The sequence below is a fragment of the Bartonella rattimassiliensis 15908 genome (assembly GCF_000278215.1).
Taxonomy (GTDB): domain Bacteria; phylum Pseudomonadota; class Alphaproteobacteria; order Rhizobiales; family Rhizobiaceae; genus Bartonella; species Bartonella rattimassiliensis.
Map to the genome: position 1 here is coordinate 252737 of NZ_JH725065.1, position 12429 is coordinate 265165.

Here is a 12429-nt window from a genome sequence, read left to right on the forward strand (position 1 = left end):
TAACTTCTCACTCACAAAACTGCTCAAACCTATTCCTAATTTACCCGCATTGCCTGATAAGTCTGTGGTAAATGGATGTCGTTGATTAATCAACGACATCCATTTACCACAGACTTATCAGGCAATGCGGGTAAATTAGGAATAGGTTTGAGCAGTTTTGTGAGTGAGAAGTTAAAGTTATATGGTGAGGCTCATTATGTTAAAGGGCGTAAAATAAAACAGTCTTTTCAGGGTATTTTAGGTGTACGCTATAGTTTCTAATGATAGGGCTCTTTTTTGATTGGTTTCAGTATGTAAGGGGGAAAACCTAAACATGTAGTGTTTAAGTTTATCTTCTATAAAATACAATATATTGATTTATAATTAAAATTCATCGTTTTTCATGTTGAATGAGAGGCTCGAATATTGTAGGATTCTCTCATTCCAAAACTCTTTTATATTGAAGCGATTAAAATCACTTACTTGTATGTCAAAAGCGGGGTTGGTGTGGGTGTAAAAATACTACAAAAATGCTTCTTATGAATCATCTCAAGTGACAAAAACTGTCACAACATTGAAAATATGACGGTGCTGACTTGCCTCTTTTATGAGGCGTGAAAATGATGCTACTTAATAGCTTTAATGTTTTTATGATTGACGTAATAGTTATAAGCTTATCATTATTATATATTGATATTATCTTAAAAAATTTATAGAATCCCACCTCCTTTAATATCTTACAAAAGGTATCTTTAGGGAAAATATAAGAACAAAATCTAACTTAATAGATGTTCTTTTTGAAGCCACTTATGCGTTATTTGGGCATTTTCATCTTGTCCAAGACGGCTGATAAGAAAGGGACTGAGTTTTTTCACTTCTTCTTCCAAAAGATAGGGTGGGTTGATAATAATCATCCCACTGCCATTCATTGTAGGTAGACTTGAATTTTTTCGGATACGCATTTCAAGCTGTAGAATTTTAGGAATTCCTGTTTGATAAAGCGCATGAAGAAAACTTTCAATTTCGTTGTCATATTTAACAGGATACCATAAAGCGTAGATCCCTCCAGAAAAACGGCGATAGGCCTTCCTTAATCCCTCAATGAGGCGTGAAAATTCTCCAGTTTTTTCAAAGGGAGGGTCAACAAAGATAAATCCACGTTTCTCTTTTGGTGGTAAATGAGCACTTAAGGAAAGCCAACCATCCAAATGCAGAACCTTTGTTTGATAATCGCCAACAAAATTTTTTGCTAAAATACGATAATCTTCATTGTGCAATTCTATTGCAGTGAAGCGGTCTTGTTTCCGTAATAATTGGCGAATAAGAATAGGAGATCCAGGATAAAATATCATTTCCTTTTCCCCTTGATTGAGGGCATCAATAATATTACACCATGGACAAAGAAGTTCTTTTAAATCTTCAGGGATGGGATTTGAAAAAATTCGTTGTACACCTTCATGCCACTCTCCCGTTTTATGTGCTTCTAGAGAAGAGAGGTCATAAATGCCGATTCCTGCATGTGTATCTATAACGCGAAAAGCTTTTTCTTTGCGTTTGAGATATTCTACAATGCGGGTGACAATAATGTGTTTAAAAACATCAGCAAAATTGCCAGCATGATAAATATGCCGATAATTCATGGGGTAAACTTCTATGATATATATAATTGTATTAGATTATTAGCGTAGAATCTTCAAAGTTGATACCCATAAAAATTCCTCTTGTAGAAATCAAATAATATTCTCATCAAAAAAATATTAATATCATGGAAATATTTATTCACTGGGCCGTTTTTATATGATGAGATATTGAGATTTTAAATCTTAATATAAAAGATGAACAGGAAGAAGGCAAACATTTTAATAGAGATATTTGTCATATATCGTAAGAGAAGTTTCTATGAACGCTGCTTCTTCTGAAAAGGCGATAAAAGACATCAGTTAATGAGAATATATAAGTGAAGTTTGTTGAAAATTTTATAGCTTTCAATTCATTAATAATTTTTTTTGTTTAAAGATTAAAGAATTTAAAATGCCTGATAAAAACATTGTTATATTCATCAGTTTCTTCTTAAAATGGAGCGTATAAAAGAATGGGTAAAGCAATAGCGTTCTGGTGTTATATTTGCTAGCTTTTGTGTTGCCAAAATTCTTGCATTTGAGATGATTCATAAGAAGAGTTTTAGTCCTTCCTTGTATATAATTTCACTCCCCATGGCTCTCTCTGCTTGTAATATGCAATAGACATGGTTTTGATTGGTTTAATATAAAATAGATTTGAAATGAGATAATCTTACGTTACTCAGGAGTTTAATTCAATTTAAATAATGATAAATTATCTTTAAAAACAATGTATTATCTAATTTCACTATTGTTTTTTCTCTTAAAAAGTCTATTCTCTTATCATTATGGGTTTCCTCTTCCAATTATTTTTAATAAATCAATGGGGTGCGTTCATAAAGCTGTCTTAAATAACAACTCTCATATTTTTTATGAAAGGTAGGTACTCTAAAATCATATTTTATGCTATAATATGTTATTTATGGACAAAAAATACTAAAGATATAAATAATCATTATTCAGTAAAAAGAACATCTAATTAAAGCAAACAAAAAACATTTCTTGATAAATGGAATGATCCTGAAAAATAATACAAATTATCTACCAATTGAACAAGAAAAGCTTTCTTTTCTCTTTAATCTTTCATGGAACAATGCCAATCAAAGCAATGAGAAAAATCAATTCCAAGGTGTCAAATTCATACAAGAGTTTGTGAAACACCTTCCACATAAACCAGGGGTTTACCGGATGATTGGTAAAAATGGCGATATTCTCTATGTTGGCAAAGCCCGTAATCTCAAAAAACGCGTTTCGAACTATACACGTGAACAAGGGCACAATAATCGTATTACCCGCATGATTCGTGCAACATATCATATGGAATTTATCGTTACCCACACAGAAACAGAAGCACTCCTTTTAGAAGCTAATCTTATCAAGAGATTGCATCCATATTTTAACGTATTACTCCGCGATGATAAAAGCTTCCCTTACATTATGATTACCAATGATCATAGAGTACCTGCACTTTACAAACATCGTGGTGCTCGAACACGAAAAGCCCATTATTTTGGTCCTTTTGCCTCTGTTGGCGCGGTGACACAAACAGTTCATGTTTTACAGCGCGCTTTTTTATTACGAACCTGTACCGATGCAGTTTTTGAAAACCGTACGCGTCCTTGTTTGCTTTATCAAATTAAGCGATGTTCTGCACCTTGCACCCATGAAATTAATGACAGTGATTATAAAAAACTGGTAAGAGAAGCAAAAGCATGTCTTTCGGGAAAAAATAAATCCGTTAAAAATGATATGGTTCAAGCTATGCATAAAGCCGCAGAAAATCTTGATTTTGAACAAGCAGCTTTCTATCGTGACCGCTTATCAGCCCTTGCTCACATACAGGGCCATCAAGGTATTAATCCTCAAACGATAAAAGAAGCGGATGTCTTTGCAATTGCACAAAAAGAAGGAATGACCTGTATTCAAGTATTCTTTTTTCGCATGGGGCAAAATTGGGGAAACTGTGCCTATTTTCCTAAAGCAGATTCTTCTTTTTCCTCTACGGAAATTTTAGCGAGTTTTCTTGCTCAATTTTACGATGATAAACCGCTTCCAAAAAGCATCCTTGTATCTGAAGAAATTCAAGAAAAGGCACTTCTTACAGAAGCATTGAGTCTCAAAGCAAATCGCAAAATATCTCTCTCTTTCCCCAAGAAGGGTGAACGGAAAACGCTTATTAATCATGCCTACCTCAACGCTCATGAAGCACTTGAACATAAGCTTGCTGAAACAGTCACCCATACAAAATTGCTTCAAGGTCTTGCTGAAACATTTCAACTGCCCTTTCCACCACGCCGTATAGAAGTCTATGATAATTCTCATATTATGGGAACCGATGCTGTAGGTGCAATGATTGTTGCTGGCCAAATGGGGTTTGTTAAAAATCAATATCGCAAATTTAACATTTGCTCAACAGATATTACGCCTGGCGATGATTTTGGCATGATGAAAGAAGTTATTAAACGAAGATTTTCACGTCTTATCAAAGAACATAATTTGCCAAATAAAAATCATGACATACAAGATAATGACCTTTTTCCCATTTGGCCTGATCTTATATTAATAGATGGTGGTGAAGGACAAATCAATAGTGTTCATGCAATACTTGCTGAATTACAATTAAATAATCTCTTCACAGTTGTTGGAATCGCCAAAGGTGCTGATCGGAATGCGGGACGTGAACGATTTTTTATAAAAGGCATCCTCCCCTTTACACTTCCCCCCCGTGATCCTATCCTTTATTTTTTGCAACGTCTACGTGATGAAGCACACCGTTTTGCAATTGGAACGCATAGAATAAAACGAAAAAAAACAACATTCAAAAATCCACTTGATGAAATCGAAAATATCGGGCCAACAAGAAAACGTGCGTTGCTTCATCATTTTGGAAGTGCCAAGACTATTGCTGGTGCCTCGCTGGAAGATTTGAAAAAAGTTACGGGAATCTCTATGACAATTGCACAAAAAATTCATAATCATTTTCATGAAAAATAGGCTTGTTTCATAACCGTAGCCTTGTTACGTTCAGGAAATATATTCTCGTTCACCAGAATTGAAAATGGCTCTATGAAAAATCATACTTTTTCTTTTCCAAATCTTTTAACTTATGCACGAATTGTTGCAGTACCAATGGTTGTTGCGTGCTTTTTTGTAGAAGGACGTCTACAATCGAGTGATATCGCACGCTGGATTGCAGTTTCCATTTTTGTCGGTGCATCCATTACTGACTTTTTTGATGGTTACCTCGCACGTATTTGGGAACAAACATCCAATATTGGTCGCATGTTAGATCCAATTGCCGATAAACTTCTCGTCTCTGCTTGCTTGCTCTTGCTTGCTGCAGATACTACCATCGCTGGATGGACTCTATGGGCAGCCATTATCATTCTTTGCCGAGAAATTCTTGTATCAGGATTACGTGAATATTTAGCTGAATTAAAAGTGAGTGTTCCTGTCTCTCGTCTTGCAAAGTGGAAAACTTTTGTACAGATGATCGCTATTGTATTTCTTTTAGCAGGGCCGGCCGGTAATAGAATTCTCCCTTATACGGTGGAATTTGGCATTACTATGCTGTGGATTGCTGCTATCCTTACATTGTGGACAGGATGGGATTATTTTCGTGCAGGTTTAAAACACGTGATCTCATGAAATAGTATGTAGATTTATAACGATAATCTATCTCAACTTAAGCGAAAAAAGAGATCTCGTAAAATTTCCTTATTTAAAATCTATTTACGATGAAACAATTAAAATACTTCTTTTGCATCCCATAAATGAAGCTAGCATATAGATAAAAGTTCTTTAAGAAGAGAGCTGATCTGCTTTTTCGCAAAAGCAATCACAGCATTAAAAGCTGAAAAAAATGCTGAATCTACATATTCGTTCAGAAAAATTTATAATCTCGTAAACAAAAAACCCGAAATATAACGTTTCAGGTTTTTGCTTTTTATTTATGCTTTTATTAACCAACAATTTCTATTTCAGAAAACCAAAAAGCGATTTCTGTTTTTGCTGTTTCACTACTATCGGATCCATGGACGGAATTTTCGCCGATTGACAAAGCATGAACCTTACGAATTGTTCCTTCTTCTGCATTACTAGGGTTTGTAGCCCCCATTACCTCACGGTTTTTGGCTATTGCATTTTCGCCTTCTAGAACCTGGACAACTGTTGGAGCAGAAGACATAAATTCAACCAATTCATTAAAAAAAGGGCGTTCTTTATGAACAGCATAAAAATTTTCAGCCTCACGTTTACTCATCCACACACGTTTAGATGCAATAATACGCAACCCAGCGTCTTCCAACATTTTCGTAATTGCACCAGTCAAATTACGACGCGTTGCATCTGGTTTAATCATTGAAAAAGTACGCTCTAAAGCCATTTAGTCACCTTTATTTTATTTATAACATTCTTTGACTCTTTGACTATAGCGAGCAAGCAACCCTTTGCCAAGTTACGTTGCAAAAATCTACATAAATTCTTAAAAACATAAAATTAACTGTAAAAAAAAATTTCAATAAAAATAGATATACCTGCAATGCTCATCCCATTATAAAAGTGCTACTGCTTCTCAGAAAATGTTGAATCCTTTAATTATACTCTCAAACATTTCCCATAAAATTTACCATTTAAGCAATAAAAAGTTAGAAGAAAAATCCAACATGCAAAATATATCTTTTATGAAAGCTTCATTTTTAACGAGATATATCTTAAAGCTCGCCACCTCCATTTTACGACAGCGTCTGTGAAGGATATAAGGAGTAAAGCCCTCTTGAATAATATAAAGCTTATAAAGCCCCCTCATCTTTACGCTTAATAAAGAAGTAAGTCACCAGCACCATCCCACTATTGACAGATTTGTAAGAGTCTTTAAGTGAATGAATCCCATTAACTGGAGCGCAAGCTTTACATTGCAAGTTATCTCAATAGAATGAGTGATTTTTAATTGCCGGAAGCAGCTTTCTCTATCTCTAACATATATTATTTAGCAGCTCAATATTGGGGTATTTTTGTAAATAAAGACTAGAATAAAGGATTCTTGTTGCATGGATTATGCTTCGATGACATGCTTTTGATTGAATGTGATTTGATATTCATGGGCATTTTGTTTTCGATATTGAGATATGTTAAGCACATGATATTCTAAGGACGCGTGCACAGGATTTGGAGATGTGTAATAGCTAGGGCATACAGCTCTGCTCAGAGGACTGGTTCATAAAGTGCATTTTTACCTCTTTTTTCTATTCGTTTTTATTTACGCACTAACTTTTTGATCGAATGCGATGATGGCTCGTATTATTTATGAAACGCTGATAGAGTTCCTACCAATGTGAAGAGTAAATGCCATCCGTAGAGATGGTCGTTTTTAAAGAGATTTATGATGTATAAAGAAAATTTTTTAGATTGAATACGTGAAGTTTTTTGACATCATGTTATAATTTTTCATTACTAACGATAATTTTGAAGAAATGTTTGTAATTGTACATATCAAATTGTTTTAAAATAAAAAAACGGAATATTATGGACAGCATTTGCAGGGACGAGGAGCAGTTTTAAGAGATCAGATGAAATTATTTTAGAAAAGCTTTTAAGCCTTTTGCATTTTGTATGAAACGGTTTATCATTTTTGAATGGTTTGTATAATAACAGCTAAACAGTGATGAGAGGATAAAAGATTCTTTTACACTAATAAAGTGTGTGATTGCTTTTAAGTTGAGAAAAAAATATTATAAGTAAGATACGATATTTGATATATTCTTCAGAGGAAGCATGAATAAGTGAAATCGAATTGAAAGCATAGAATTAGAGAGAGTAATGGGTAATATTTTTTCACCAGCACATTTAATTGTAATTTTATTGCTTATTTTTGTGCTTTTCGGGCGCGGTAAGATTTCTGAATTAATGGGCGATGTTGCTAAGGGAATTAAAGCTTTCAAAAAGAATATGAAGGAAGAAGAGGGAAGCATTGAGAATAAAGTTGAAATAGCTGATATTTCTCAAATAATTGATAAAAAATTTCAATCATCTCAGCCGTTATCGGTAAAACATCCAGCAACAGGTAGAAAGGTGTCTTCTGACACTAAAGGAGGCAAGGCATCTGTTGCTAAAAAACAGCGTGTCAAATAACAAAAACATAATTATCAATATGCATTATTTTTATGAGGAAGTCGAGTATAAGCGATGTTTGGGATTGATGGACCAGAGTTTCTCGTAATTTTACTTGTTCTTATCATTGTCATTGGACCTAAAGATTTGCCTAAGATACTCAAAGCAATAGCAAAGGTAAGAACTTATATGCGTTCAACAGCAAATGAACTTCGTCGCCAGTTTGATGATGTAATAAGCCAAATCGAACTCGATAATTTACAAAAAACATATTCGGATATTAACGATCTTAATCCAAGCAAGCAGTTGACAGAGACTTTTGATACCATACAGGATGCCGTAGAAGATATCCATGATAGTTTTGATGTTAAGATAATACGCCATAAATCAGAAATAGATAAAGAAGATATATCATGAATGCTGAGAAAGATGAAGTTGAAATCAACATGGCGCCACTTTTAGAACATTTAATTGAACTTCGTCAGCGAATTCTTGCTGCTTTGGTTGCATTTTTGCTCGCTTTTATGATGTGTTTTTTTGTTAAAGATTATATCTTAAATTTTTTATTATGGCCGTATCAGTGGGCAATGAAAATAGCAGGGAATGATCTTGAGAATATTCGTTTGCAATCAACACAAGTATGGGAAACTTTTTTAACAAAGATGAAACTTACTGCTTTTGGGGGGATTATTTTATCTTTTCCCTACACGGCTTTTCAGTTTTATCGTTTTATTGCACCAGGGCTTTATAAAAATGAGCGTATGGCTTTTTTACCATTTTTCATTGGTGGTCCTATTTTATTTTGTATTGGGGGAGCATTTGTTTATGCACTATTGGCGCCAATAATACTATGGTTTAGCCTTTCTCAACAATTTCTTCCAGATATTCATTTAAGAATAGATTTTATAGTGCGTATTTCTGATTATTTAAGCTTTATGACATCGTTTATCCTAATTTTTGGTTTGATTTTTCAATTACCTCTTATCGTTAGTTTTTTAACGAAAATTGGACTTTTAACATCTCATGATTTGGTATCTAAACGAAAATGGGCTATTTTGCTCTCTTTTATTATTGCGGCAATAATAACCCCTTCGGATCTTTTCACAATGTTTGCAGTGGCTTTACCAGCGATAGCACTTTACGAGATCTCAATTTTAATTATTTGTGGTATAGAAAAGAGAAGAAAATCCGCTTAAGAAAAATGTATAACCTTCTACTATAAGATAATGAATAAAAATAATATAGAATAAAAACAATAAAATGAGGAATTTTGATGCTTGATATTAAGTGGATTCGTGAAAATCCTGAGAAATTAGATAAAGCCCTCATAAATAGAGGTCTTGAACCCCAGGCAGAAAGGGTAATACAACTTGATATTGCACGTCGATCACATGTTGCTAAGGTGCAATTGGCGCAGGAACGTCGCAACACTGTTTCAAAAGAAATAGGACAAGCTTTAGCTATTTCTGATCAGCAAATGGTTGAACGCCTTAGAGCTGAAGTTGAAGAGATTAAAGTCTTTCTTTCTTCTGCAACAGCAGAAGAAAAACAGCTGACGGATAGTCTTGAAAAACTTCTTTCAGCACTTCCAAATATTCCATTGGATGATGTTCCAGAAGGCAAAGATGAAAGCGATAATGTTGTCATTCGACATTTTGGTATACCACCAACATTTAATTTTACACCAAAGGAGCATTTTGATCTTGGTCAAAATCTCCAGCAGATGAATTTTGAGCGGGCTAGTCGTATGTCTGGAACACGTTTTACAGTGCTTTCAGGAGCATTGGCACGTTTAGAGCGAGCATTGGGACAATTTATGCTTGATGTGCATGTGAATGAGCATGGTTATACAGAAGTTTCTGTACCTTTTCTTGTTCGTGATGAGATTGTTTACGGAGCAGCACAATTACCGAAGTTTGCTGAAGATCTTTTTCAGACAACAGATGGTCGATGGCTTATTTCTACAGCAGAAGTGCCATTAACCAATTTGGTCAACGATGAAATTCTTGAAATATCAGATTTGCCACTGCGATTTTCTTCTTTGTCTCCCTGTTTTCGTTCAGAGGCAGGAGCTGCTGGTCGTGATACGCGCGGTATGTTGCGTCAGCACCAATTTTGGAAGGTGGAAATGGTTTCGATTACCAGTGAGGAGCAGTCTTTAATTGAGTTGGAGCGTATGACAGAATGTGCAGAAGATATATTAAAACGGCTGTGTTTACCTTTTCGCACAGTGGTTCTTTCTACGGGAGATATGGGATTTGCGGCACGTAAAACCTATGACATCGAGGTTTGGCTTCCTGGTCAAGAGTGTTATCGTGAAATTTCTAGCTGTTCAGTTTGTGGAGATTTTCAAGGTCGTCGTATGAATGCTCGCTATCGTAAAGAAGGCGATAAAAAATTGCATTTTGTTCATAGCCTTAATGGATCTGGTACAGCTGTAGGCCGTTGTCTTATTGCAGTTCTTGAAAATTATCAACAGGTTGATGGATCAATTATTGTTCCAGATGTTTTACAACCCTATATGGGAGGTATGCATTGTATTACTGCTTAATTTTGTGGAAAGGGAGGATAATATGCATTTATTGCCAGAAGGTGATGATATGCAAATGCGGAGTTTTGCCATTTTGAAAGAAGTGGTTTATAGGGATGATAAAAATACATCTTCATTAGAGATTGAATGATACTATGGGGCAAAAGGGTACTTTACAATTTCGTGAGGAGTTGGCTGCTCTTGTATTAAAGATGCGTAGCAAAGGTATTGATGACGTGCGCTTTTTTTCAGCATTAGAGAAAATTCCACGTCAACAGTTTGTTTCTGCTCCGTGGTTCAATAGTGCTTATGATAATAAAGTTATTCCCCTTGAGTGTGGTGAATATATGGAACGTTTGGAAGAACAACTCTTAATTCTTTCAGCACTATCGTTGAAAAAAAAGCATCGTATCTTAGAAATCGGTACAGGATCTGGTTTTTGTACTGCTCTGATGGCATGTCTGAGTGATCGTGTGACAACGATTGATCGTTATAAAACGCTTGTTGATTTGGCACGCCAAAAATTTCAAAATTTGGGAATTGAAAATATTGTTATACGGCAGGTTGATGGAAGTCATAGTGTGCCAGGTTTTGAATCATTTGATCGCATTCTTATTTGGCCATCACGTTCTAATGAACCCACGGAATTTTTAGAACTCTTAGCTGAAAATGGAATTCTCATTCAGGCTATAGGACCAGATGAAGGAGTACAAACGGTGACACGCTATACAAAAATTGGTAGCCGATTTGAATGTTTAGAGCTTTTTCAAGTGCGTTATCAACCTTTTATTAAAGGTATTGCAGAGATACTCTAAATTTTAAGATTTAAGAAATAGCGTAAATTATTTCATCTTTTTTGTTTATATTAAATTCATTTTGATATTATGCGGGGATATTTATGAATAAAACATCTCATTTTAACTCTTCGGTAATTTAAAAAAGCTTTAATGGGATAAGTTGAGTATTGATGAGTGGGCAAAACTATGTGTTTAAAAGTATTGAATAATATTTTCTGGCATAATTTTCAGAAAATGACTTTTTTAACTGCGGTAACTATTGTTGCTGGTTGTAGTTCTGGTACACAGCGTTTTTCCGATGTTTTCCCTCATCGTTCGGTATCGCCTCAATCAAATATATCCAGCACTATGCCTACAGATCCGCGAATACTATCATCGTACGGTGATAGTATGATACAAAGCACTGAACTGCCTCCTGTAGAACCAAGTGGTGATTCATGGATGGATGATAATTCTCCACAACAAGGTAGTACAACTTCTTTAGATGGTCGGGTTATGGGGGCACCTCCACGTAATCTTGGAACGCTTTCCCGTTCACAAATGGATAACTCTCCCATTTTTCGGCGGAGTTCTTATATTGTCCAGAGTGGAGATACACTGCTCAGTATTGCGCGACAAATAGGAGTCAGCGTTGAAGCGTTAAAATTAGCAAATGGTATAAACAGCAATTCCATTCATATCGGCCAGGTACTTGTGGTTCCAAGTAGGCGTACATTAGCAACTTCAAATGCGCACAATAATAGTGATTGGGCAGTGTCAAAAGCAGAATCTTCATTCCAATCTCAAGTTTCCTCCTCTATAAAACGCAATAAAGCTTCTCCTATATATAAAGCTCCTGTAACAACGTCACCTTCTGCAACGATGAACAGATCAAGTTCTGAGGAAAATTCTTCTAAACAAATGATGCGATCGAATCATGCAACTAGTTTATCAAGTACTGTTGCAAATACAGATCATATTGTGACTCCGCAAGCCACGGGAATTTCTAAGATGCGTTGGCCAGTACGAGGGCGTTTATTAAGCCAGTTTGGTCAAAAAAAAGGAACAATAATGAGTCGAGGAATAGATATTGCTGTACCTGAAGGGTCATCGGTAAAGGCAGCAGAAAATGGTGTCGTTATCTATGCGGGAGATGGATTAAAAGAGCTTGGTAATGTTGTTATGATTCGACATGAAAATGATATTATCACTATTTATGGATGTAATAGTAAGCTTTTTGTTAACAAAGGACAAAGGGTAAGACGTGGTGATGAGATTGCTAAGTCTGGTGTTTCAGGAAATGTAAAAACTCCACGTGTCTATTTTGAGATGCGTAAGAATTCATTACCCGTTGATCCTTTTAAATATTTAGAAAACTAATTTATCGCTGATTTTTAAGGTTGAGCAATTTTATAGT

9 protein-coding genes and 2 pseudogenes are annotated in these 12429 nt (G+C 35.2%); 9 read left to right on the forward strand and 2 right to left on the reverse strand.

The genetic code is table 11. The annotated features are described in order from the left end of the window. Positions 1 to 78: 78 nt before the first annotated feature. Positions 79 to 261 (forward strand): annotated as a pseudogene (locus MCY_RS09400) (autotransporter outer membrane beta-barrel domain-containing protein); the annotation flags it as partial. Between the two features lie 494 nt (positions 262 to 755). Here the strand turns inward: MCY_RS09400 and MCY_RS03985 are convergent. Then, positions 756 to 1619 carry a 23S rRNA (adenine(2030)-N(6))-methyltransferase RlmJ gene (locus tag MCY_RS03985; protein WP_007347088.1) on the reverse strand — a complete coding sequence of 288 codons (864 nt, stop codon included), beginning with the start codon at positions 1617 to 1619 and terminating at the stop codon, positions 756 to 758. A gap of 993 nt (positions 1620 to 2612) precedes the next feature. Here MCY_RS03985 and uvrC point away from each other — a divergent pair. Then, the gene (gene uvrC, locus MCY_RS03990) at positions 2613 to 4592 is read left to right on the forward strand and encodes an excinuclease ABC subunit UvrC (protein ID WP_007347089.1); all 1980 of its coding nucleotides are present in this window, start codon (positions 2613 to 2615) and stop codon (positions 4590 to 4592) included. Between the two features lie 72 nt (positions 4593 to 4664). Then, the gene (pgsA, locus tag MCY_RS03995) at positions 4665 to 5246 is read left to right on the forward strand and encodes a CDP-diacylglycerol--glycerol-3-phosphate 3-phosphatidyltransferase (RefSeq protein ID WP_007347090.1); all 582 of its coding nucleotides are present in this window, start codon (positions 4665 to 4667) and stop codon (positions 5244 to 5246) included. A 313-nt stretch (positions 5247 to 5559) separates the two neighbouring features. Here the strand turns inward: pgsA and ndk are convergent, their stop codons facing one another. Next, positions 5560 to 5982 carry a nucleoside-diphosphate kinase gene (gene ndk, locus MCY_RS04000; protein WP_007347091.1) on the reverse strand — a complete coding sequence of 141 codons (423 nt, stop codon included), beginning with the start codon at positions 5980 to 5982 and terminating at the stop codon, positions 5560 to 5562. Between the two features lie 1433 nt (positions 5983 to 7415). Between ndk and tatA the strand changes: the two genes are divergently transcribed. The 6 genes and pseudogenes from tatA to MCY_RS04030 all read left to right on the forward strand — a co-directional run bounded on the left by tatA (position 7416) and on the right by MCY_RS04030 (position 12392). After that, complete coding sequence (tatA, locus tag MCY_RS04005; protein WP_007347092.1) at positions 7416 to 7727, forward strand: twin-arginine translocase TatA/TatE family subunit; 312 nt, start codon at positions 7416 to 7418, stop codon at positions 7725 to 7727. 54 nt (positions 7728 to 7781) lie between these two features. Beyond that, positions 7782 to 8111: pseudogene (gene tatB / locus MCY_RS04010) on the forward strand (Sec-independent protein translocase protein TatB); the annotation flags it as partial. 8 nt (positions 8112 to 8119) lie between these two features. Further along, positions 8120 to 8902, forward strand: coding sequence for a twin-arginine translocase subunit TatC (gene tatC / locus MCY_RS04015; RefSeq protein WP_007347094.1), 783 nt, complete (start codon positions 8120 to 8122; stop codon positions 8900 to 8902). 77 nt (positions 8903 to 8979) lie between these two features. Continuing rightward, entirely contained in the window at positions 8980 to 10257 is a 1278-nt protein-coding gene (gene serS, locus MCY_RS04020) for a serine--tRNA ligase (protein ID WP_007347095.1), read from the forward strand. Positions 10258 to 10391: 134 nt separating this feature from the next. Further along, entirely contained in the window at positions 10392 to 11051 is a 660-nt protein-coding gene (locus MCY_RS04025; RefSeq protein ID WP_007347097.1) for a protein-L-isoaspartate(D-aspartate) O-methyltransferase, read from the forward strand. 168 nt (positions 11052 to 11219) lie between these two features. Further along, on the forward strand, positions 11220 to 12392 hold the full coding sequence (locus MCY_RS04030) for a M23 family metallopeptidase (protein ID WP_007347098.1): 1173 nt from the start codon (positions 11220 to 11222) through the stop codon (positions 12390 to 12392). The last annotated feature ends 37 nt before the right edge of the window (positions 12393 to 12429 follow it).